23 protein-coding genes are annotated in these 23182 nt (G+C 59.9%); 18 read left to right on the top strand and 5 right to left on the bottom strand.

Features of this window, described 5'->3' with window-relative positions:
* Positions 1 to 198: transposase (locus tag OA90_RS25625; protein WP_156510637.1), on the bottom strand; the 198-nt coding region annotated here is incomplete at its 3' end.
* A 391-nt stretch (positions 199 to 589) separates the two neighbouring features.
* Here OA90_RS25625 and OA90_RS25620 point away from each other — a divergent pair.
* From OA90_RS25620 to OA90_RS25595, 6 genes are all read left to right on the top strand, one after another.
* Positions 590 to 1294, top strand: a complete 705-nt coding sequence (locus OA90_RS25620) for a B12-binding domain-containing protein (protein WP_068419601.1) — start codon at positions 590 to 592, stop codon at positions 1292 to 1294.
* A gap of 5 nt (positions 1295 to 1299) precedes the next feature.
* Positions 1300 to 1968 (top strand): DUF1638 domain-containing protein, encoded by a 669-nt coding sequence (locus tag OA90_RS25615; RefSeq protein ID WP_082837280.1) that lies wholly within the window; start codon positions 1300 to 1302, stop codon positions 1966 to 1968.
* A 113-nt stretch (positions 1969 to 2081) separates the two neighbouring features.
* The gene (locus OA90_RS25610) at positions 2082 to 2384 is read left to right on the top strand and encodes a virulence factor (RefSeq protein ID WP_068419605.1); all 303 of its coding nucleotides are present in this window, start codon (positions 2082 to 2084) and stop codon (positions 2382 to 2384) included.
* Entirely contained in the window at positions 2377 to 3270 is an 894-nt protein-coding gene (locus tag OA90_RS25605) for a methylenetetrahydrofolate reductase (RefSeq protein WP_068419599.1), read from the top strand. The genes OA90_RS25610 and OA90_RS25605 overlap by 8 nt, the downstream gene beginning before the upstream one ends.
* On the top strand, positions 3271 to 4227 hold the full coding sequence (locus tag OA90_RS25600) for a methyltetrahydrofolate cobalamin methyltransferase (RefSeq protein WP_068419597.1): 957 nt from the start codon (positions 3271 to 3273) through the stop codon (positions 4225 to 4227).
* 255 nt (positions 4228 to 4482) lie between these two features.
* Positions 4483 to 6519 carry an ASKHA domain-containing protein gene (locus OA90_RS25595; protein WP_068419592.1) on the top strand — a complete coding sequence of 679 codons (2037 nt, stop codon included), beginning with the start codon at positions 4483 to 4485 and terminating at the stop codon, positions 6517 to 6519.
* A gap of 202 nt (positions 6520 to 6721) precedes the next feature.
* Here OA90_RS25595 and OA90_RS25590 read toward each other — a convergent pair whose 3' ends face one another.
* Complete coding sequence (locus OA90_RS25590) at positions 6722 to 7549, bottom strand: DUF1194 domain-containing protein (RefSeq protein ID WP_068419590.1); 828 nt, start codon at positions 7547 to 7549, stop codon at positions 6722 to 6724.
* A 162-nt stretch (positions 7550 to 7711) separates the two neighbouring features.
* Between OA90_RS25590 and OA90_RS25585 the strand changes: the two genes are divergently transcribed.
* The 6 genes from OA90_RS25585 to OA90_RS25570 all read left to right on the top strand — a co-directional run bounded on the left by OA90_RS25585 (position 7712) and on the right by OA90_RS25570 (position 11647).
* On the top strand, positions 7712 to 8533 hold the full coding sequence (locus OA90_RS25585; protein WP_068419588.1) for an enoyl-CoA hydratase: 822 nt from the start codon (positions 7712 to 7714) through the stop codon (positions 8531 to 8533).
* Between the two features lie 201 nt (positions 8534 to 8734).
* Positions 8735 to 9265, top strand: coding sequence for a CoA-binding protein (locus OA90_RS25580; protein WP_068419586.1), 531 nt, complete (start codon positions 8735 to 8737; stop codon positions 9263 to 9265).
* Positions 9266 to 9377: 112 nt separating this feature from the next.
* Positions 9378 to 9584 carry a hypothetical protein gene (locus OA90_RS25575; protein ID WP_156510654.1) on the top strand — a complete coding sequence of 69 codons (207 nt, stop codon included), beginning with the start codon at positions 9378 to 9380 and terminating at the stop codon, positions 9582 to 9584.
* Between the two features lie 169 nt (positions 9585 to 9753).
* A complete protein-coding gene (locus tag OA90_RS28770) occupies positions 9754 to 9927 on the top strand; it encodes a hypothetical protein (RefSeq protein WP_156510653.1) in 174 nt (57 codons plus the stop codon).
* A 136-nt stretch (positions 9928 to 10063) separates the two neighbouring features.
* Positions 10064 to 10195: a hypothetical protein gene (locus tag OA90_RS29835; RefSeq protein WP_279625832.1), complete on the top strand. Its 132-nt coding sequence runs from the start codon at positions 10064 to 10066 to the stop codon at positions 10193 to 10195.
* A 171-nt stretch (positions 10196 to 10366) separates the two neighbouring features.
* Positions 10367 to 11647 carry an O-acetylhomoserine aminocarboxypropyltransferase gene (locus OA90_RS25570; RefSeq protein ID WP_068419583.1) on the top strand — a complete coding sequence of 427 codons (1281 nt, stop codon included), beginning with the start codon at positions 10367 to 10369 and terminating at the stop codon, positions 11645 to 11647.
* A gap of 51 nt (positions 11648 to 11698) precedes the next feature.
* On the opposite strand, the gene OA90_RS25565 is transcribed toward OA90_RS25570, so the two are convergent.
* Positions 11699 to 12811: a COX15/CtaA family protein gene (locus tag OA90_RS25565; RefSeq protein ID WP_068419579.1), complete on the bottom strand. Its 1113-nt coding sequence runs from the start codon at positions 12809 to 12811 to the stop codon at positions 11699 to 11701.
* A gap of 283 nt (positions 12812 to 13094) precedes the next feature.
* Here OA90_RS25565 and OA90_RS25560 point away from each other — a divergent pair, with 283 nt between their 5' ends.
* Entirely contained in the window at positions 13095 to 13310 is a 216-nt protein-coding gene (locus tag OA90_RS25560) for a DUF2842 domain-containing protein (RefSeq protein ID WP_068419603.1), read from the top strand.
* Here the strand turns inward: OA90_RS25560 and OA90_RS25555 are convergent.
* The gene (locus tag OA90_RS25555; protein ID WP_068419578.1) at positions 13270 to 14370 is read right to left on the bottom strand and encodes a polysaccharide deacetylase family protein; all 1101 of its coding nucleotides are present in this window, start codon (positions 14368 to 14370) and stop codon (positions 13270 to 13272) included. The two genes, OA90_RS25560 and OA90_RS25555, sit on opposite strands and share 41 nt — an antisense overlap.
* 117 nt (positions 14371 to 14487) lie before the next feature.
* Here OA90_RS25555 and OA90_RS25550 point away from each other — a divergent pair, with 117 nt between their 5' ends.
* On the top strand, positions 14488 to 15708 hold the full coding sequence (locus OA90_RS25550) for a GNAT family N-acetyltransferase (protein ID WP_082837279.1): 1221 nt from the start codon (positions 14488 to 14490) through the stop codon (positions 15706 to 15708).
* A 19-nt stretch (positions 15709 to 15727) separates the two neighbouring features.
* Here OA90_RS25550 and OA90_RS25545 read toward each other — a convergent pair whose 3' ends face one another.
* Positions 15728 to 18160, bottom strand: a complete 2433-nt coding sequence (locus OA90_RS25545) for an exopolysaccharide transport family protein (protein WP_068419574.1) — start codon at positions 18158 to 18160, stop codon at positions 15728 to 15730.
* Positions 18161 to 18357: 197 nt separating this feature from the next.
* Between OA90_RS25545 and OA90_RS25540 the strand changes: the two genes are divergently transcribed.
* From OA90_RS25540 to OA90_RS25525, 4 genes are all read left to right on the top strand, one after another.
* Positions 18358 to 18915: a polysaccharide biosynthesis/export family protein gene (locus tag OA90_RS25540; RefSeq protein ID WP_068419572.1), complete on the top strand. Its 558-nt coding sequence runs from the start codon at positions 18358 to 18360 to the stop codon at positions 18913 to 18915.
* 106 nt (positions 18916 to 19021) lie between these two features.
* Positions 19022 to 20251 carry a glycosyltransferase gene (locus OA90_RS25535; protein ID WP_068419570.1) on the top strand — a complete coding sequence of 410 codons (1230 nt, stop codon included), beginning with the start codon at positions 19022 to 19024 and terminating at the stop codon, positions 20249 to 20251.
* The gene (locus OA90_RS25530) at positions 20251 to 21849 is read left to right on the top strand and encodes an undecaprenyl-phosphate glucose phosphotransferase (protein WP_068419568.1); all 1599 of its coding nucleotides are present in this window, start codon (positions 20251 to 20253) and stop codon (positions 21847 to 21849) included. The genes OA90_RS25535 and OA90_RS25530 overlap by 1 nt, the downstream gene beginning before the upstream one ends.
* Positions 21846 to 23177 (top strand): O-antigen ligase family protein, encoded by a 1332-nt coding sequence (locus tag OA90_RS25525; protein ID WP_068419566.1) that lies wholly within the window; start codon positions 21846 to 21848, stop codon positions 23175 to 23177. Before OA90_RS25530 ends, OA90_RS25525 begins: the two co-directional genes overlap by 4 nt.
* Positions 23178 to 23182 lie beyond the last annotated feature (5 nt).

Here is a 23182-nt window from a genome sequence, read left to right as displayed (position 1 = left end):
CGCGCCGTCGTCCGGCGACCACAATCCTTTCTTCTTCAGCTCACGCCGCCAAGTATAGATCTGCTGTCGGCTCACATCGTGGCGCTGCGCAACCTGGGTCACCGTCGCGCCATCAACCCCGACCGACATCACGATCCCGAGCTTGTCCTCATCTCGCCACCGCCTTCGCCGCTCAACTCCAAGAATTTCACCACGCATCGACAACCCCGCATAAGACACGTCGCAAACGACGTCGTTATGCACGTCTCTTACAATAATCGGTTCAAGTCAGGCAGGCGGTGGCAATCGGGTGGTTACCCATAACCTCCTGGTGACCGTCTCCTGTAAGCCGAGTCACGTCTTTCAGCCCGACGACCTCTCACGCGGTTGCACTTCATCCGTATTACTCATCAGTCGACCGATTGCAGGCGTCATCAAATGAACCGGCGACACTTTCCATACTGGTCGCGGCACCCCTTGGGGAACTAGCCCCCGGAGCCCTCCTGTCGCGTAAACGACTTGCCGTGTCGCATTGGAGATATCGCCTAATCCGGCTTGCAGCATAAGGTTTTATCACGATTGCCGGCCCTCGCGCCCCTTGGAGCTGCCCATGTCTGACGAAGACGATATCGATCTCGCCTCCCTGTCCGACGACGAACTCGTCGAACAGATGCATGACGACCTTTACGACGGTCTCAAGGAGGAAATCGAAGAAGGTGTCAATCTCCTGCTGGGCCGCGGCTGGACTCCCTATGACGTTCTGACCAAGGCTCTTGTGGAAGGCATGCGCATTGTCGGGATCGACTTCCGGGACGGCATCCTGTTCGTGCCCGAAGTTCTGCTGTCGGCCAATGCCATGAAGGCGGGCATGGGCATCCTGCGCCCCCTGCTGGTCGAAACCGGCGCCCCGAAGGTCGGCAAGATGGTGATCGGCACCGTCAAGGGTGATATCCACGACATCGGCAAGAACCTGGTGTCGATGATGATGGAAGGCGCCGGCTTCGAAGTGATCGACATCGGCATCAACAATCCGGTCGAAAACTATCTCGCAGCCATCGAGGAACATCAACCGGACATCCTCGGCATGTCCGCCCTGCTGACCACGACGATGCCCTACATGAAGGTCGTCATCGACGAGATGAAGGCCAAGGGCATCCGGGACGATTATATCGTGCTCGTCGGCGGCGCACCGCTGAACCAGGAATTTGGTGACGCTGTCGGTGCTGACGGCTACTGCCGGGATGCCGCGGTCGCGGTGGAGATGGCGAAGGACCTGATTGCCCGCCGCCACAACCAGCTTGCCAACAAGGGCTGACAGCCATGTTCCAGGAGGCTGCCGACATGCGTGCGGGTGAGCCTCTCTTTCCACTGGAGAACGACGACATCGCGGACGACAGGATCGGCCGTGTGCTGGTTATTGCCTGCGGTGCCCTGGCACGGGAAATCGTCGCCATCCGCGACATCAACGGCCTCGACCATGTCGATCTCACTTGCCTGCCCGCGCAGTTGCACAATTCACCAGAGAAAATCCCCGACGAGGTGCGCCGCGTCATCCTCATGAACCGGGATATCTATTCGGACATACTGGTCGCTTATGGCGATTGCGGTACCGGCGGACTTCTGGACAGGGTTCTTGAGGAAACCGGCACGCGCCGGATCGAGGGCGCCCACTGCTATGCCTTCTTTTCCGGGCCGGACACTTTCGATCGCATGGAGGAGGACCAGCTCGGGACCTTCTACCTGACGGATTTCCTCGCCCGGCATTTTCAGACCATGGTCATCGAACCGCTCGGTCTCGACTGGCACCCGCATCTCAGGGACATGTACTTCGCCCATTATACGCGGGTTCTGTACCTCGCGCAGACCGATGACCCGGCTCTGGAAGAGGCCGCACGACGGGCCGCGGAACGGCTGTCGCTGCCGTTTGAAATGCGCCGCACCGGATACGGCTTGCTGGCGCCGTTTCTCGGTCCCCGGTCCGGAACATGAAACATCCTGAAAACACCTTGGGACAAGTCGTTTTTTCATGTGTTTCTGACGCTATCGAGCGAACCGGAAACCGGGGTTTCCTGCATTCATGTTCCCAAGAGGAATGAATGACCATGGCGCAGAAGATCATTGTCTATTGGCGGGACATTCCGGCACAGATCCTGGTGAAAAAGGGCCGGAAATCCGCCCGTCGGGAAATGCCCCCCGTTTTCATGGAAGCGATCGACGCCTGCGCCATGCGCATCGGCGCGAAGGACAGCGAGGCCTATATGGCCGAGTGGCGCCGCGCCGCCCCCGTCGACGTCTCGGACGATCTTGAAACGGAAGCGGAAACGGCCCTGAGCGAGCTCACCGCAGCCTATCCGAAAGAGCGATTGAAAACCCTGCTTGCAAGCGGAGGCACGGAAAATGAGTGATCAGCGCCCGTCAGCGACCGGGCGGCTTGCCGCCTCCACCGAAATGTCACCCAGGCAGGTGGTCGAAAAGACCGAACTGCTTGCATATATTCCTGCAGGCACTCAGGTCTATGTGACCGATCTGGGCAACGCTCCGGAAGACATGATCGTCGCCGCCGCCCGCACGTTGAGCGAAAACAACCTTATCGCCGTGCCGCATATGGCCGCGCGCCGGTATCCGAGTTTCGAGGCATTCGAGACGCGGATCAAGCGTCTCACCCGGGAGGCCGGCGTCACCGAAGTGCTGGCAATCGCCGGCGAGGCGGAAACTCCCGGTCCCCTCACCTCATCGGTCGACCTGCTGGAATCCGGGCTTTTCGACAGGCTGGGGATTCGGAAAATCGCTGTTGCGGGCCATCCCGAGGGAGCACCGGATATCAGTCCCGAGGTGATCAGATCCTTCCTCAGCCGCAAGCATGAAATCGCCGCGAACAGCGACGCGGAGTTCCGGATCGTCACACAGTTCGGCTTCGATCCGCACCGCGTCAGCCTGTGGCTGGACGAACTTCGCGCCTGGGGCAACAGGTTCCCGATTCATGTCGGTGTCGCCGGACCTGCCAAAATGACCACCTTGCTCAAATACGCGGCCTTCGCCGGCGTCGAGAACTCGCTGAACTTTTTGAAAAAGCGAGGCGGGGCTGTCGTCTCCATGCTGGCTGGCTACGATCCGGAAACGATGGTCGATCCGCTCGAAACCCGCCTCATCAGCCAGCCGGAATGCCAACTCGCACAGATCCATGTCTATCCGTTCGGCGGCATCGAAAAGACCTCCAACTGGCTTTGTGACCGCAAGAGCTGGTCCTTTCAAACGCCTTCCTCCTCCCTGACCGCCACCGAAAGCGCCTAAATGACCCGCACCGTCGTCGCCTCCGCCACCAGGGAAGTCGTTATCGGCTTCGATCAGCCGTTCTGCGTCATCGGCGAACGGATCAATCCAACCGGCCGCAAGAAACTTGCCGCTGAAATGGTTGAAGGCAACTTCGACACAGTCAGATCCGACGCGCTGGCCCAGGTCGCCGCCGGCGCCACCATGCTTGATATCAACGCGGGAGTGACGGCGGTCAATCCGAACGAGACCGAACCGCCGCTTCTGGTCAAGACTCTTGAGATTGTTCAAGAGCTTACGGATGTTCCCTTATCCATCGATTCATCCGTCACCGCCGCGATCAAGGCGGGGCTTGAAGTCGCCAAGGGCCGTCCGCTTGTCAATTCGGTCACCGGCGAAGAGGAAAAGCTGGAAGCGATCCTGCCCCTGATCAAGAAATACAACGTGCCTGTTGTCGCGATTTCCAATGACGAGACCGGCATTTCCGAAGATCCGGACGTGCGTTTCGCGGTTGCCAAAAAGATCGTCGAACACGCCGCCGACTATGGCATCCCCGCGCATGACATCGTCGTCGATCCGCTGGTCATGCCGATCGGTGCCATGGGAACGGCAGGCAAGCAGGTCTTCCATCTGCTGCGCCGCCTGCGCGAGGAGCTGAAGGTCAACACGACCTGTGGCCTGTCCAACATCTCCTTCGGCCTGCCGCACCGCCACGGCATCAATGCGGGCTTCATACCTATGGTGATCGGCGCCGGCATGACCTCTGCCATCATGAACCCCTGCCGCCCGCAGGAAATGGAAGCGGTGCGCGCCGCGAACGTGCTGAACGGCACCGATCCGAACTGCCAGACCTGGATCCGGACTTACCGGGATCATCAGCCGGCAGCTTCAGGGGCGAGCGCCGCGCCACAGGACACTCCCGCAGCCGCGGGGGGCCGCCGCAGGGGCGGACGTGCAGGGCGACGGGCGACGGAGTGAGCTACCGGAAATGGAAAGTGCACTGTGAGCTGTTGCGGTGAAGGAAGAGACACCCACCCCAATCCCCTCCCCACAATGGGAGGGGATTTGCGCGTTGAAAGACGGTGCTTCAAATGTATTCAGAATGTTGGGTGAGACTGTTGAGGTTGAGACCAACACCGACCGTATCCCCTTCCCCCTTGTGGGGCGGGATTGGGATGGGGGTAACACTCCGAAAAAACTTATGACTACGCCGGGACAGACAAAATCGCAGCCATGACCGAAACCGCCAAACTCGCCAAAGTCGTCTTCCAGCCCAGTGGCCGCCGGGGAACGTTTCCGCTGGGCACGCCGCTGCTCGACGCGGCGCGGTCGCTCGGGGTTTACGTGGAATCGGTGTGCGGTGGGCGCGGGATTTGCGGGCGCTGCCAGATCTCCGTGTCCGAGGGCACCTTTGCCAAGGAGAACCTGACCAGTTCGGCGGAAAACCTTGAAGGCGCGAGCGAGGCGGAGAACCGCTATGCCAGTCTGCGCAACCTGGCCGCCGACCGGCGTCTGTCCTGTCAGGCGAAGATCCTGGGCGACCTGGTGGTGGATGTTCCCACCGATGCGCAAACCAACCGTCAGGTGGTGCGCAAGCGGGCGGAAGCCCGGCATATTGAACCGGACAGTGCCATCTCGCTGATCGGCATCGGGATTGACGAACCGGACATGGAAACACCGCGCGGCGATATCGACCGGCTGCGCGAAGCACTTGCGAGAAAAACCGGCTTTGCCGATCTCACTTTCGACCCCATCCTTCTGCCGCAGGTCCAGCCACTCCTGCGCAAGGGAAATTGGCACGTCACCGCCGCGATCCATCAGGATCTGAATGCCGCCCCGGTTGTGGTTGCGCTCTGGCCGGACGAGAAGGACGCGGTCTACGGCCTTGCCGTCGATATCGGCTCCACCACCATCGCCGCTCACCTGTGCAATCTTCAAAACGGACGGACCGTCGCCTCGGCCGGAACATCGAACCCTCAGATCCGCTTCGGCGAGGACCTGATGTCGCGCGTCTCCTATGTGCAGATGAACCCGGCCAAACTGCCGGATCTCACAAGGACGGTGCGCGATGCCATCAACGCCCTGGTCGACAAACTGGTTGGCGACGTCGGCGCCCAGCGCACCGACGTGCTGGACGCAACCTTTGTCGGTAATCCGGTGATGCATCACCTGTTTCTCGGCATCGACCCGGTGGAACTGGGCGGCGCGCCCTTCGCGCTGGCGGCCTCGGACGCCATGGGGCTCAACGCACGCGATCTCGGCCTTGATCTCAACCCCGGTGCACGGGTCTATATGCTGCCCTGCATTGCCGGGCATGTGGGCGCCGACGCGGCGGCGGCGACGCTTGCCGAAAGCCCCTATAGCCGCGACGACATTACCCTGCTCGTCGATGTCGGCACCAACGCGGAAATCATACTCGGCAACACGGACCGCCTGCTCGCGGCCTCCTCCCCCACCGGTCCCGCCTTCGAGGGCGCGGAAATTTCCTCCGGACAGCGCGCGGCGCCCGGCGCCATCGAACGCATTCGCATCGACAAGGAAACGCTGGAACCGCGCTTCAAGGTGATCGGCGTCGATGAATGGTCGGACGAGGACGGTTTCGCCGAGAAAATAGACAGTGTCGGCGTCACCGGCATTTGCGGATCCGGGATTATCGAAGCGGTGGCCGAGATGTTTCTGGCGGGGCTCATCACTGAGGATGGCGTCATCGACGGCGCGATGGCGGAGCGAACATCGCGCGTTCAGGCGCATGGCCGCACGTTCTCCTATGTGATCGCGGATGACGGTGTGGAGATCTCCATCCTGCAGACCGACATCCGCGCGATCCAGCTTGCCAAGGGTGCTCTTTATGCCGGTGTGAAGCTGCTGCAGGACAAGCTCGGCACTTACCGGCTCGACCGTATTCGCCTTGCCGGAGCCTTCGGAAGCTATATCGATCCGAAATACGCGATGATCCTGGGCCTGATCCCGGATTGCCCGCTGGACGGTGTTGCCGGTGTCGGCAACGCGGCGGGAACCGGCGCGCGGATGGCGCTGTTGAACCGTGGCCACCGGCGCGAAGTCGAACAGACCGTTCGGGACATCGAAAAGATCGAAACCGCGCTGGAACCCAGGTTCCAGGAGCATTTCATCAACGCCATGGCGCTGCCGAACAAGGTCGATCCCTTCCCGCACCTGAGACAAACCGTTGAGATTCCGGCGCGAAAAACGCCTGCACAAGGGGAAGGCTCCGGTGGCGAACGGCGCAGACGACGGCGAAACGGCGGCTAGAACGTGCCGCGTTCAAGCGGGTTCATGGCTGCGGGAGGACGCCGGAGGCAGCGTTTGCATTGCAAATGCGTTCGGACGATTTCCTTCAATTCAATTTAACGCGACATGCCCGCGCCAATCGTGACGCCTGCCTTGTCAAAAGCCATGATCCTCAAACCGGCCGATATCGCGAAACCATAGTGTGCGAAAACATGGTTGCTGCCTATTGGTCCCAGAAATACTGATCGCGCATCTTGCGCCAGATCTTTTCTCCGACCAGGCAATCATAGGGTTCCCCGAAGGTGATTTGCGCCGGAATGATCCTCGGCGCTTCGGGCGGTGTGAGGCCGCCAATCTCCAGGATCAGCTTGCGGCGGACGGCCTCGGGAAACTGGGCCCAGTCATTAACCGGGATGACGAAGCTTGCCGGACCGCCGATGACGCAGCGCCGGTAATATTCGTCCAGATCCGGAATGTTGAACTGGAAACCGACACCGCCTCTTGTCATCAGCGGAAGGCCGTTGATGACAAGACCGCTTTCCACCGCTGTGTCGCGCGCCAGGGTGACCGGGGTTCCCTGATTGTTGGGGCCGTCTCCCGATATATCGATGACACGCCTGTCGGCGGAATAGTCCGCCTCTTTCAAAAGTGCGGCGGCGTGCCGGATGGCGCCCGATATGGAAGTCCGGCGCTGGCCGAATGTGGTGTCGGCGAGAATCTTTTCGGCGAACCCGAATGCATCGGCCTGATTTTCGATAACCGACCATGCGACGATCTCTCGGGCATGGCCGTCATTGGCCCATTCGAACATCATCATCGCGATCCGGCCATAAGCGCCGAGCTCAATGGCGCGTACCACTTCCGGGCTGGAGATCGCCGCCGCATACCCCTTGCGCTGGATAAGAAGTTCTTCCGGAGACATGGAACGCGACACATCAACCGCGAGGACGAGCGCCACATCCACCTTTTCCCCTGCCCTGGCTGGAGACAGGGCAAGAAAGACGCCCAGAAGTGCGCAGAAGAAAAAGCGGAAGGAAACAGGCCTGCACATGGCTGAAAGGATAGCCGATCATGGCAGAACTGCCAGCGGCTTGAGCTCCATTGCCGATAAACGATCTGTGATCGGCCGGCGGGTCATCGCACCTTGCCTATCGCGGTGCGGCGCACATCGGCTATAACACCGGCAGCAACAAGGATCAGCAGGGAGTGCTCCATGTCCGACACCGCAGCAAATGACGACGTTCAGAAACCCATGCTTGCGACCCTTCTGCATGAAGGCGTCTACCGGATCGTGATGCAACGCCCGGACCGCATGAACTCCCTGTCCTCGGAGATGATGACCGCCCTCTCCGGCGAACTGGAAAAGGCGGCGGAAGATCCGGACGTGCGCGTCATTCTGCTCGGTGCGGAAGGCAAGGTGTTCTGCGCCGGACACGACCTGAAGGAGCTGACCGCCGCACGGGCCGAGGACGATGGCGGCAAGGCCACCTATGAAAGGATCATGCGGCAATGTTCCGATCTGATGCAGCAGATCGTCGGCCTGCCGAAACCGGTGATCGCAGTCGTTACAGGTGTCGCCACGGCGGCGGGCTGCCAGCTTGTCGCTTCCTGCGATCTGGCAATCGCCATCGATACGGCGACGTTCTGCACACCAGGCGTCAATATCGGTCTGTTCTGCTCGACGCCCATGGTCGCCCTTTCCCGTAACGTCGCGCCGAAACAGGCCATGGAAATGCTGCTGACCGGCGAAAGCATCGATGCCTCGACCGCCAAGGATTTTGGCCTCATCAACCGGATCGTGGCGGCGGACTATCTTGAACCGGTCGTTCAGAAGTATGCGTCGATGATTGCATCCAAATCGGCCAAGACTCTCCGGATCGGCAAGGAAGCCTTCTACCGCCAGCTCGAAATGCCGCTTTCCGAGGCCTATGATTTTGCGGCGCAGACCATGGTGGACAACATGATGGCAAGGGATGCCGAAGAAGGGATCTCGGCTTTCCTGCAAAAGCGCAAGCCGGAGTGGACTGACAGCTGATGGTCCGCAAGGAATTCGGGACGGATCAGACGCGGATCGCCGCCGCATCATCCCGCTCCCCTGTCGAACCAAACCCGCCCCGCCTTCCTCACACTTCTTCGCGAAACTTTGCTGCTTGTGACTCTTTGCGTGCCGCTTCACTCTTGCAGCGTGACCGTAATTCGCATTGGATAGCGCGGCCCACCGGAGGATCTCCAGCGCATGAATCACGACACCTATTCCGACGCCTATATCAAGAGCATCCTGGACGAGGTGAAAACCGTCGCGATGGTCGGCGCCAGCGCCAACGCGGTCCGGCCGTCCTATTTTGTTCTGAAGTATCTTCTGTCCAAGGGCTACGAGGTCTGGCCCGTCAATCCCGGGCAGGCAGGCAAGGAAATCCTGGGACAGATGGTCTACGCGTCTCTCGACGATCTGCCGGGTGTTCCGGACATGATCGACATTTTTCGCAATTCGGAAGCCGCAGGACAGATTGTCGACCAGGTTCTTGCCAAAGGAAACCTGCCGAAGGCGATCTGGATGCAGCTTACCGTGCGCCACGATGAAGCCGCGCAACGGGCGGAAGCCGCCGGCATCAAGATCGTCATGGACCGCTGCCCCAAGATAGAATACGGCCGCTTATCCGGTGAGATCGGCTGGGCAGGCGTCAATTCCAGAACCCTCTCATCCAAACGGCCCTCCCTCAAGTCCGGCTTCCAGCACCGTGGTCTTGCCGGGAAAAAACCGGGTTAGCGCATCAGACGTCAAGTTTGCACCAGCTTCGCACAATATGCGCCGGATAGCTTTTCAACCGGGTTCGCTCCTGCCGGACTCCCGATTGGATTTGTTTGCTGGAGAGCGTGAGATGACACAGGACCCGACCCTGTTTACCGCAATGGAATGGGTTTTGATGGCCATGGCCGGCCTGATTGCTCTCTTGTTGTTCGCGGTGGTCCACCGCGCCGAGCCCGGGTCCCCCTTCGCCGAGCGTGATGAACACTGGGCACCGGAAGACCCTCCATCGCAAACAGGGTCCGAAGATCGAAACCGCCGTGGCCGCATGCTTCGCTGAAATCGAAGCCTCTCTCAGGATCGAGGTATTGCGCCGAAATCCACAAGAATGAATTTTCCTGCACTTTTCAACCTATGCGTGTTTCTGCTAATGTCATCGTCAGAATGCACAGCACCTGAGCCACATTTGGTTCTGATGCTATCGGAAGATTTGCCGGGGAATTCTGCAAATGTTCAATATATACTCAGGCCTTGCGTTTCTTGCCCTGATCACAGGCTTGCTTGTGCTGATCCGGATGGACCGGAAGGGCGGCCGGAAAGCCTATTCCTTCCCGATGCGGAATACCGGTCCCGTGGCACCGGAAGACAAGACCGGCTGCAGCAAAACGGACGTGACGGACTGACACGCGGCGTTCCAGGCGCATTCATTCAAGTTTTAATCTAATTAGCTGAAAAATTCCCTGTATTTCTTCTTAAAACTTACATCGCCATCCGGTTAATAGTCTTGTAAAGCAAATAAGAACGTCCGTGGAGACTGTCATGCTCACCGTGCTCGGTAACACCGCCCCGCTGGCCTGGTGCCTGCCTTTGCTGGCCACCGGTTTGCTGTTTGGTGTCTATTTTCTGGCGAAAGCCGATATCCGGAAACGACGGCCCAACCGTCAGGGTTGACCGCCGATAGACGGGAATTCGTTGAAACCGCGCTTGCCGGGACCCTGTCGATCTCTCCTAAGCTATTGACGCTAAATTTTTTTCCCTTGATCGCCAAAACCGGAATTTCCTGCTTTGACTTCCCTCCCGCTTCGGCCAAACTGGCCGAAATTCAAACAGGGAGGTTTTTCGATGAGCGACAAGATTCCGGGTTTTTCAACCCTTGCCATTCACGCCGGTGCGGCGCCCGATCCCGCGACGGGCGCCCGGGCCACCCCCATTTACCAGACGACGTCTTTCGTGTTCGACGATGTCGATCACGCTGCTTCCCTGTTCGGTCTTCAGGCTTTCGGAAACATCTACACAAGGATCACCAACCCCACGACCGCCGTTCTGGAAGAGCGGGTTGCGGCGCTTGAAGGCGGAACCGCGGCGCTTGCCACCGCCTCGGGCCATTCCGCCCAGCTCCTGTGTTTCCACTCCATGATGCAGCCAGGGGACAATATCGTCGCGGCGAACAAGCTTTACGGCGGCTCGATCAATCAGCTCAACCACTCGTTCAAGAGTTTCGGCTGGAACGTCAAATGGGCAGATCCAGCGGATCTCAGCACCTTTGAAGCGGCAATTGACGACAGAACCCGCGCGATCTTCATTGAAAGCCTCGCCAATCCGGGCGGTATCGTCGTGGACATCGAGGCAATTGCGGCGCTCGCCAAAGCCAAGGGTGTGCCACTGGTTGTCGACAATACGATGGCAACGCCCTATTTGTGCCGCCCGATCGAGCACGGCGCGGACATCGTCCTGCACTCGCTGACCAAGTTCATGGGCGGACATGGCAATTCAATGGGCGGCATCATCGTCGATGGCGGAAGCTTCGACTGGTCGGCAAGCGGCAACTACCCTCTTCTGTCCCAGCCAAGGCCCGAATATCAGGGCGTGGTTCTTCATGAAACTTTCGGCAACTTCGCGTTCGCGATTGCCTGCAGGGTGCTCGGGTTGCGCGACCTCGGCCCGGCGATTTCGCCGTTCAATTCCTTCATGATCCTGACCGGTATCGAGACGCTGCCGCTGCGCATGCAACGCCATTCGGACAATGCCAAGAAGGTGGCGCTTCACCTGTCGGCCCATGACAAGGTCAACTGGGTCTCCTATGCCGCGCTGCCTGAAGACAAACATCATGCCCTGCAGCAGAAATACATGCCCAAGGGCGCAGGCGCGGTCTTCACGTTCGGTGTCGAGGGCGGCTATGAAGCCGGGGTCAATCTGGTGTCCAAGGTCGAGCTGTTCTCGCATCTGGCCAACATCGGGGACACTCGCAGCCTGATTATCCATCCGGCCTCCACGACGCATCGGCAGCTCACGGACGAGCAGAAAACGATAGCGGGCGCCGGGCCTGACGTTGTGCGGCTTTCTGTCGGTCTGGAGGAAGTCGACGACATCATCGCCGATCTGGACCAGGCACTGACGGGCTGACCCCGCGGGTCCTTGCCGAAAAAGCAGAGCCCGCCGAACTGGCGGGCTCTTTTATGTCCGTGCCACCTGTTCCCGGATCGGGAAAGCCCCTTTCAGAAGGGCAAGATGATCTATCGACGCGGCAAGAACCACCACCGCGAACCCCTGATGGAGCAGAGCGACCGGTAAAGGCACCATCCATACGAGGGTCAGGATACCGAAGACCGCCTGCAGCAGAACGAAACCGCCCAGGTGCGCCCCTGCCCGCCGCAGTTCCGCGCGGCGGCTTACCCGGAATGTGCTGTACATCAGCACGAGACTGATCACGACCAGAAGATAGGCCGTCATCCGATGCTGGAACTGGACGGTCATCACGTTCTCGAAGAAGTTGAGCCAGACCGGTTGCATCAGGAGCAACCCGCCGGGAACGATGCGCCCATCCATCAATGGCCAGGTATTGAACGTGAGCCCGGCGTTGAGACCGGCAACGAGGCCTCCCAGGAACATCTGCAGGAAAACAAGCCCGAGAAACAGCTGACTGAGGCCTGCGAGACGCCCTCGTTCATGGGGATCCGGGTCAGGCAGTGGCGCAAGGCGTCGGGCGATCCAGAACAGATAGGCGAATATGACCAGCGCAAGCGTCAGATGGATAGCAAGGCGGTACTGACTGACATCCACCCGCTCGACGAGGCCGGACGCAACCATCCACCAGCCGACAAATCCCTGCAGGCCTCCCAATGCCAGGCCGATCAACAGCCTGGGTTTCAACCAGGGTTCGATCCGGCCGGCGGCCCAGAAGCCGAGCATGGGCACGAAGAACGCTACCCCGATGAAACGGCCCAGCAGGCGATGCGCCCATTCCCACCAGAAAATGAACTTGAATTCTTCAAGGCTCATGCCCTTGTTGATGAGCTGGTATTCCGGGATCTGCCGGTATTTTTCAAGCTCATCTTCCCACTCGGCTTCGCTGAGCGGCGGAATGACACCGTGGATCGGCTTCCACTCGGTGATGGACAGACCGGATTCGGTCAGGCGGGTGGCCCCGCCAACGACGACCATGGCCAGGATCAATGCACACACGCCATAAAGCCACCAGCGGATCAGTTTCCGGTTCTGGCTTATGCGCGCCAGCCTGACCGGAGACACGGATGTCGCCACACCGTTTGTGCTTGCCGCTACAGTCATGTTTCTTCTCCGGCCCAATTGCCTCTTTTTCAGTCAGGGCTATCAAGGTGCGGAAATATAGAGACAAATGCGAAACGGCAAGTGCACGGGCGCGTTTTGCGGCAATCTGCCTCTCCAGCAAACTTGAATTCTCTTCCCAATGAATAGATGTCCTGTGGTTATTGCGGGCGTTGCTACCCGGCGGGCAAGCAGGCTATAAGCGCCGGCAGATGCTTCCACTTTCATGTGAAGGCAAATGCAAGCGCTCATTTTCGTTCAGCCAGGTCACGGACACACTTCCAATATGGTTCCCTCATTCAGAAAATTCGTAGGCATGGTGCTTCTGGTGGTATTTGTCGTGGTCTATGCCCTGATCGCCATGGTGATCGGCGACATGACCCTGCAAAACGCATCAACGCTCGTGCGCTTCACCTATTTCGCGATTGCCGGATTGGTCTGGGTGATCCCGGCAGGCGCCATCATCTGGTGGATGGAAAAAGGCGGGAAAAACCCGACCTGAGGCCGAAGCCCGAGGCTGCCCAGCGGGCCGCCCGGTAAAGCGCGAAGGGCGCGCCGGTCAGATACTGGTCGACCACCGACCCGTCCTGAAAATGCCCGTTCAGAGAGACCCGCGGGAGCATCATCAGATCCCGTGCGTTCACCGACTGAAGCACACCGGGCGCCGTCGTCACCGACGAGGCAAACCCGACTTCGCGCAGAATATCCGCATCGCGCAGGCTGACGGCCTGCGAATATCCGTATGGATAGGCAAAATGCTTTGGCCGCATGCCGATTTCATGTTCCAGGCGTGACACGCCCTTGAGAACGTCCGCACGCGCCGCGTCAGCGTCCAGACGCGCCAGAGCGAAATGATCGTGCGTGTGAGCCCCGATGGTCACAAGCGGGTCCGAAGCCAGTTGACGGACTTCGTCCCAATTCATCACCAGCTCATCGGCAAGGGCTGGCAGATCGACCTCATAGTGTTCACACAGCGCGCGGATGATTTTCCTTTGGTCAAACTCACTGACCTCGAGCGTCAGGTGATTGACCAGTTGTTCGAAGCAGGCCTCTTTTTCCGCAAGTGTCCTGCACGGAACACCGCCCGCTTCAGAGCCTCCCGAGAAGACGACCTCATCGTTTTCGGCAATGATACGCTCAAGCGCGACCCACCAGAGCTCTGTTGACCGGTCGACCAGTCCACTTGCGACGAACACCGTGAACGGCGCCTCAAGCTCCTTCAGGACGGGATAGGCAATTTCGAGATTGTCCCGATAACCGTCATCGAAGGTCAGGACCGCATAACGCTTGTCCCCATAGCCGGTTTTCAGAAGATCGACGGCCTCATCGAGTGCGATGATCTCGTAACCGTTCGCCCGCGCGCGCTCAACGGCAAGGCGCAGGAATTCCGGCGTGATCTCAAGGTGGCCGTTGGGCTGAAAAGCGTCCAGCCGCGCGGCCCGGACATGGTGCATCATGAAAATCGCGCCGCAGCCCCGGGTGAACGGAGCCAGCAACCGGCTGAGCCCTGTTTTTTCAAGGACGCCAAAAGCCTGCGATATTGCGTTGTGACGTGAGCCCATGCGTTTGAGACACCCAAACTTGAAACGGACACCAGTTAGGCACGGTTTCTTTAATATTTATTGCTAAATCTAGCGAGACTTCGCCCGATCCGCCAGCAACACTTCCAGTGCGTTCCGATGCTCGTTCAAAATCGTTTGTCTCACATCGACACCCCGATACCTTCCGCCTCTTCCGGCACAGCCGGACAGGCATTCGGTGGCAAGGACGCCGCTTTGAAAGTCTCCATATTCACTCAGCTTGCCGACACCAGGGCCGACTGGCAACATCTTCTGGAAACGGGATGTGCCAACCCGTATCAATCCTTTGAATGGGTTTCTGCATGGTATGAAACCCTGGGCAGAGAGCACGGGATTGAACCGGCGATCGCCGTTGTCCATCGCGAAGACAAAGCGGTTCTTCTTCTGCCGATGGGGGCTGAAGTTACCGCCGGTGTCAGGACGCTCAGTTTCCTGGGACATCAGAACGGCAATCAGAATACCGGATGCTGGGACGCGGATTTCTATGCGAAAGCCGGCCCGGATGAGATCGAGGAAATTCTTTCCAGCCTCTGCAGGCAGGCAGGCGCGGACCTCCTCGCGCTTCACAATGTGCCGGAAAGCTGGCTCGGCCGCCCGCATCCGCTCGTGCTCCACGGGGCCGCACCAAGTCCAAGTCCGGTGTTCATGCGTTCCCTGCCTTCGGATTTCCAGGTTCTGTTCACGGAAACCCACAGCAAGTCCGCCCGCAAGAAGCTGCTGCGCAAGGAAAGGCTGCTGCGCGCTGTCGGGGACTACAAGGTGGTCAAGGCACAGACCCCGGAAGAAATCCGCCTGGGTCTCGAAGCCTTTGTGGACCAGCGCACGAAACGGGCGGCAAAGGCAGGAATTCCCAACGCCTTTTCGACACCCGTCGCGGTCGACTTCCTGTCGCGTCTGCTTAATGCGACCACGGAAAGACGTCCGCTCGATGTCTGGTTCCTGGATGTCGGAGGTGCAATCCGTGCCACCTATCTGTGCCTCGAGAATGCCGGCACGATCTATTCCTACAGCAACAGTATTTCCCACGACGACATGGAGGCCAACAGCCCCGGAAATATCCTGTTTCTGGAAATTCTGCGCTGCGCCTGCGCGGACAAGAGCCTGAACATGCTCGATTTCGGTCTCGGCGCAGAACCCTACAAGAAGGCCTGGGCCGATCCTGTTTCCCTGAAGGACAGCTTCATTGCTTTCACCTGGAAGGGAGCCCTGAAAAAAGGTCTCGACAGGTCGCGCACTCACATGAAGTCCGCGATCCGCAATTCGGGCTATCTGTGGCCGCTCGTTCGCCGTGTGCGCAAGTGGAAAGCCGGGCTGAGCTGAATACGCTCACATATTCAACTTATGCCGCGTGACCGTCGTCGTTGCGACGCGGATCGGAACCGGTCTCTCCGGAAATCACCACTTCAACACTTGCCCCCGTGTTGTGGGCAAGCAGGTTGGCCGCGCTTTGCAGTTCGTGACTGTGATCGGGCGCGCTGGCCGCAATCAGGACACGGTCGGCGAAACTCAACATGCGGGCGCTGGCAAGCGTTCCGTCGATGGCTCCCAGATCGACCACAATCGTCTGGTATGTGGATTTGATCGCCTCGAGCGCCAGTTTGAATCGCTCCGAATTGACCATTGCATCGGTGATCGCCAGACGGCCGGCTTCAATGATATGAGCTTTCGTGGCCGCGTCCCTGTAGACCACCTTCGCGAACGGCGCGTCGCCGGCGATGATGTCGGAAAATCCTTCAGCTGCCTTCTTGTCATGATGTTCCGGAAACACTTCCATGATCAGCGCGGACTTGCCCGCTTTCGCAGCTTTTCGAGCCAGATCGAATGCCAGGTCGTGCGACAGCGTCTCGTCATCGACGCTCAGCACGACAATCCGTCCCGCGGCCTCGACATCTTCCGCGAATGTGGTCGGAACCGGCCCACCTGCATCGGCCGCCATGATGTCAGTGTTCCCGGCAGCCGCGTCTCGGCCGACAGGCTCCTGCTCGTCAATCGGCGCCACCGGGTCTTTGTCACCGGGGCTGTCAAGGTTGCCTGCCCCCCTGCCCCAGTTACGCGCCCAGCCGGGAGCCCAATCGGAAGCAGAACCACGATCGTCGCGCGAGCGCACGCTGCGGCGCCTTTTCCGCTCCGGGTCTTTCTTGAAGGGGGACAGCAGCCCGTGGGTTTTCCCTGTGGCCGCGTCTGATTCTTTTGCGGCAATCGGCAGCTTTTCTTCCGTCTGCACCTCCGGCGAAGCCGAGCTCTGCCGGAAGTCTTCTTCCATACGATAGTTCGCAAAGGACTGAGAGTAGCCGCGTCCCCAGTCGTTTCCTTCATTTCGGGGCGAAGCCTGCGCATCCCTCGTGTTGAGGTCAGCCGCGCCATTCATGCGGTAAAGGGCATTTCCGTTCAGGAATTCACGCATCAGCACGAAGGCGCACCCCAGAATGAAGGTCACCAGCGCTGCGATGATCGTGGTGGAGACAGTCTTGGGTGAAGAGGGTTCGGCCGGAACGCTCGCGCTGGAAATGATGCGTGCGTCGGCCGGGAGAACCTGCGCCCGCAATCGGGAGTCGGCTTCCTGATAGCTCAACATCAGTTGATCAAGCTGAGCGGCCTTGGCATTGGCCTCGCGCTCCAGTTCACTCAGGCGGGCCTGGTCCGCATTCGAGCGCGCCGCCGCGGTCTTGAGTTCATTGAGACGTTGTTCCAGAGCCAGCGCCTGCTGGTTGGCGACCTTGGCGTCATTTTCCAGACCCTGAAGAATCCGCCGTGCTTCGTTCCGGATCTGCCGGTCGTAATCGCTCTGCTGGGACTGAAGCGCCTTGAGCTGCGGGTGGTTCGGCAACAGCGTGATGGACAGCTCGGCAATGTTCGACTGGATTTCGACCTGCCGCTCGCGCAACCTCTGGATCAGCGCGGACCCGAGGACTTCACTGGCGCTCTCCAGAGATCCGCCGGAATTCAGGATCTCGCGGATGAGGTCGGCCTTGGCCTGCGCCTCGGCCTTGCTGGCCTGAGCAGCGGAATAGTCGCTGCTTGTCTCGGCAAGCTGCTGCTGATTGAGCGGTATGTTGTCGGCGCCTATCAGCAAGTCGGCCCGGGCCCTGAAATCGGAAACGGCCTTGCGGGCGGCCTGTACTTCCTTGCGCAATTCGACGATCTGGGGCTCGAGCGCGGCGGAGGCCTGCTCGGTGGTCGCCCGCTTCGCGCTGGACTGAATGGAAAGATATTCATCGACGATGGCATTGGCGACCCGCGAGGCCAGAACCGGATTTTCCGCCTGATAGTCGACGGCAATCACGCGCGAGCCTTCCAGCCGGTAAATCTGCAGGTTCTCGTAAAAGTGCTTGAGGACGCGTTCTTCCGTGCTGTTGGCGGTTGTCCTTCCGCCAAGGCCGATCATGGACATCAGATTGCTGATCAGCGTGCCTGTTCCCCTGGCGTCGAACTCCGGGATCGCCGCGAGATCGAGCTTGTTCGCCACCCGTCGCGCCAGATCGGCGGACATCAGGAGCTGGACCTGGCTGGCGACGCCCTCGCTGTCGAGAACCGCCCTTTCCTCTTCCACACCACGCGACCCACCCGGGAAATTGTTGTCGGTGCTCTCGATAAGTATCCGGGCCTCGGCCTTGTATTTGGGAGCGACGAATTGCAGCCCCAGGAACACCGCGACCGCCACGAACAGGGTCAGCGGCAACAGCCAGCCCAGGGAACGGCCGATCGTCCGCAGCAGACCGCCCAGGTCCACCGCCATGTCATCATCGGAAACTGTCTGCCGCGCGCCGTTCATCACTTGAATCTCCACAATCCCGGCAAACTATGTCGAATTAGGGTAAGCGATCGGTTAAGGCACATGCAATTGCACAAACTGGCTTGTTAATTAATGCATACGCATTTCTGACGATACGCAGTCAGGCGGATTTTCTCCATTCATCCTCGATTAACCATAAGGCGCGATGCTGTCCGCGAATAGTAGGAGAGTCGTATATGCGAATGAGAGCGCTTCTTGTCCTGGGTCTTTGCCTGGGTCTCGCTGCATGCAGCGGGTACAGGCAGCCGCCAACAGCTTTTCACGAGACGCTGACACAGCCTTATCGCCTGGACTCAAGCGATAAGCTGCGCATCATCGTATTCGGACAGGACGACCTTTCCAACACCTATGTCATTGATCAGGCTGGATATATTTCTTTCCCTCTGGTGGGCAGCGTCGCTGCACGCGGCAAGACCCAGCAAAGCCTGGCAGCGGAAATAGCCGCCAAATTACGGCAGGGCTACATCCGCGATCCGGACGTCTCCGTCGAGGTCGACACCTACCGACCGGTCTTCGTGATGGGTGAGGTGCAAAGCTCGGGCCAATATAACTATGTGGCCGGCATGACGGTGCAGAATGCCATCGCAACAGCGGGTGGATTCAGCCCGAGGGCTCAGCAAATCGATGTGGATATCACCCGCCAGATCAACGGCGAAATCCTAAACGGACGTGTGCCCATTTCGGACCCTGTGCGTCCAGGGGACACAATTTACGTCCGCGAACGCTATTTCTAGAATTATGGTAAGTTAACCCGCAGCTCACCTCCCTTTGCTAAGGTGCAGTTACCGAACCTCACAGGTCCCAGAAGAAACCTGGGGGTGGTAACAGGGATACTGCACCATGACGACGAACCCAATGCGGATCGTTCATTGTGTCCGCTCGCCGATTGGCGGAATCTTCCGTCATATCCGCGATTTGGCCACCGCCCAGGCGGAAGCCGGACATGATGTCGGACTTATCTGCGACAGCAGCACTGGCAGCTCATTCGACAACCGGTTCCTGGAGGAACTGCGCCCGAAACTGAGCCTTGGCCTGGCGCGCTTTCCCATGCAGCGCCAGCTTACGCCAAAGGACCTGTCGGCGACCCTGGCGATCTACCGCCACATTCGCGATCTCAATCCGGACATTCTGCACGGACACGGTGCCAAGGGCGGTGCCTATGTCCGCCTGATTGGCAGCGGTCTCAGGCTGTTCGGAAGCAAGGTCTCCCGCATCTATTGTCCTCATGGCGGCAGCCTGCACTACGATCCGAACCGTCTCGAAGGGCGCGTCTATCATTCCCTTGAACGGCTTCTTGGCCGCATCACGGACGGTCTTGTCTTCGTCTCCGACTATGAATCGGCTGCCTACGAGAGCAAGGTCGGCCACCCGAAGGCCAAGTCGCGGATTGTCTATAACGGACTGACACCGGAAGAATTCGCTCCGGTCTCCGTGAACGCGGACGCCGGGGACTTTTTGTATATCGGCATGCTCCGCGACCTGAAGGGCCCGGACCTGTTCATAGAGGCGCTCTACAACATCCGCCTGAAGACCGGGGCCGCGCCCCGGGCGCATATTGTCGGAGAAGGCCCCCAGGAAGAGCGCTACCGCAACATGGTCAGGAAACTCGGTCTGGAGGACGCCATCACGTTTCACGGCGCCCTGCCCGCACGCGAAGCGTTCAAGCTTGCCCGGAACGTTGTTATTCCCTCACGCGCCGAGGCCATGCCCTACATCGTGCTGGAAACGATCGCGGCGCAACGCCCGCTCATCGCGACGCGTGTCGGTGGTATCCCGGAAATCTTCAGTCGCTATGCCAGCCGGCTGATCGAACCCGGGCATATCGGCAAGCTGACGGTCGCCATGGAAGAAGCGCTTGAAGATCCTGCGCGGATGGAACGGGAGGCCGGAGAACTGCAAAGATGCCTTGCCGCGACCTTCTCCACCGATCTGATGAACGACCGGATCACCACGCTGTACCAGGATGTTCAGGGGCTGACGCCAGTCGACGAGGCCGTGTCCCCGACGGCGGAAGGCCCGGCAGCCAGCCGTAGCGGTCAGGCCGTCTATGCCAGATCGAGCAACCGCTGATGAGCAACCAGGCTTTCGAAACGACCGATCCGGTTCTCCCTGTAAGCGATGGCGCCGGTTTGCAGCGCCAGCTGGAAAAACACTTGCGGCAGACAGTCGGCAGTATCACCGGATCGACAAACGTCGAAACACTGGCTTCGGTTCACAGTGGCCTGACCGCCGAAGCCAGCGAGATCGCGTCCGGTCTTGGCGGCAAGGGTGTCTCCATTCCGGTGCTGACAGGCCTGCTCCGCCTGACGGATATTGTCCTGATAACAACGACCGCGCTCATCGCCGCCATCGCCGGTTCGAGCGAAATTGCTTTCAGTCTGACGCAGGGCTTCGCGGTCGCGATGTCCATCCTGTTCGCTCTAGCCTTTTTTCAAGCTGCCGACTGCTATCAGGTTCCTGTCATGCGCCGGGGTCTGTCGCAGTTCGGACGCGTTGCGGCCGGCTGGACCATGGTCTTCGCCATGTTCGCGGTTCTCAGGTCCACGACAGGCCTCGGGACCGATTTTCCCGATGCGTGGGCAGGTTCCTGGTTCGCTCTCGGCCTGACAGGCCTGTGCGCGTCGCGACTGGTTGTCTTTCTGCTGGTGCGCCACTGGATGAATTCCGGCCGCCTGGAACGGCGCGCCATCATCGTCGGGGGCGGCACGGCGGCAGCCGAACTGATCCATGACATAGAAGCCCAGGCCGACAACGACATTCGCATCTGCGGCATCTTCGATGACCGGTCCAACGACAGATCTCCGCCGGTTGTGGCGGGCTATCCGAAGCTCGGCAACATCAACGCACTGGTCGAATTCGCCCGGCTGGCCCGCATCGACATGCTGATCGTCTGCATTCCGCTGCGCGCCGAAAAGCGGGTTCTGGAACTGCTCCGGAAGCTTTGGGTGTTGCCCGTCGATATCCGTCTGTCCGCCCATACCGACAAGGTCCGTTTCCGCAACCGCGGCGCATCCTTCATCGGCACGGTGCCATTTGTCGATGTGGTCGAAAAGCCGATTGCCGACTGGGACATGGTCGGAAAGCGTGTCTTCGATCTGGTGTTCGCAACGCTCGCGCTTGTGGCCCTGTTTCCGGTGATGATCGCCGCGGCGATCGCCATCAAGCTGGACAGCAAGGGTCCTGTCCTTTTCAGACAGAAGCGCTACGGGTTCAACAACGAGATCATCGAGATCCTCAAGTTCCGCTCCATGTATACGGAACAGGCCGATCCGGACGCGAAAAAGGTGGTAACCCGGGGCGATACGCGCGTGACACGCGTCGGCCGCTTCATCCGCAAGACATCGATCGACGAGCTGCCGCAGCTCTTCAACGTTCTGGCCGGCAAACTGTCACTGGTCGGGCCGCGCCCGCATGCCGTCAACGCACATACAGACAACAAGACCTGGGACGATGTGGTCGATGGCTATTTCGCCCGCCACAAGGTGAAACCCGGTGTTACCGGCTGGGCGCAGATCAACGGCTGGCGCGGCGAGGTGGACACGCCTGAGAAGATCCAGAACCGGGTGGAGTGCGACGTCTACTACATCGAGAACTGGTCGATCATGCTCGATCTGAAAATCCTGCTGCTGACACCGTTCCGGCTGTTCAATACGGAGAACGCCTATTGAACCTCGCGGCCGCCCCTTATGGCGGCGCGCAGTTCGCGCGTGCGCCCGGCGTCCTTCCGGCCAGGAGCCTGGGCAACGGTGCCCTGTGGTTGGCGGCCTTCCTGTCGGGTTTTGTCATCGAGGAACCGGCACCCTATGAACTCTACATGGCGCTCGTCACCGTCATCTGGCTCGCCTGCGGCCTGAAGCTGCGGCGCGAGTTCGGACCGCTGATCATCTGCATGATGCTCTATATCGCCGGCGGCATGGCCTCCATCCCGATGGCCCGGGAAATGGGCGAAGCGATGATGTATATCGCCATCTCCGGTTTTCTGGCGGTCACGGCCATCTTTTACGCTGCCGTTCTGGCGGACGATCCGGGCAGGTTCAGGATCATCCAGAGCGGTTACACGATCAGCGCGGTTCTTGTGGCCGCCATCGGCATCGCCGGCTATTTTCATCTGTTTCCGGGCGCCGGGTATTTCACGCTTTACGACCGTGCCCGCGGCACCTTTCAGGACCCGAATGTGTTCGGCCCGTTCCTGGTCCTGCCGACCGTCCTCCTGCTGCAGAGGCTCCTGAAAGACTCCGTCCTGAAAAACCTGCACCTGCTGGTGCCGCTCGCCATCCTGCTGCTCGGGATTTTCCTGAGCTTTTCGCGCGGAGCCTGGGGTCTTCTGATCGCCGCCGTCCTGCTGGTCTATGTGCTGGCGCTGGTGACCGAGCAACGGCCCGGACAGCGCGCACGGCTGGTGTTTCTGGGTCTGGCGGGAATTGTCGCCGTCGCCGCCCTGATCGCGGCGGCTCTGTCCATCGACACGGTGTCCGCCATGTTCGACCAGCGCGCCCGGCTCGTTCAGGACTATGACGGCGCCCGCCTCGGCCGCTTCGCCCGCTATTCGCTCGGCTTTCAGATGGTGATGGAACACCCGCTCGGCATCGGCGCGATGGAATTCAACAAGTATTTTCCCGAAGACGAGCACAATGTCTACCTGAAGGGCTTCACGACCTATGGCTGGCTCGGCGGCACGATTTACATCGTCCTGGCGCTGTGGACGCTTCTCGCCATGGTGCCGCTGCTGTTCAAGTCGCGGCCGTGGACGGCGTTCACCCAGTCGATCTTCGCGGTTTTTGCCGGTCATCTCATCCTGTCGGTGATCATCGACACCGATCACTGGCGGCACATGTACATGCTTTACGGCCTCGCCTGGGGCATGATCGCGACGGACAGGATGGAGCGCAGGCAGCACCGCAAACAGCTTTCAGCACGGCGTTCCGCGTATCTTTCGAGTCCGGCCACAGCCACCGCAACAAGCGGCTTGCGCTCGGCAGACGAACAAGCTAGGTAGGGTCC

Source organism: Labrenzia sp. OB1, from assembly GCF_001624695.1.
In the GTDB taxonomy this organism is placed as follows: domain Bacteria; phylum Pseudomonadota; class Alphaproteobacteria; order Rhizobiales; family Stappiaceae; genus Roseibium.
Note: the sequence above shows the minus strand (reverse complement) of the source record. Positions and strands in the feature narration are given on the sequence as shown.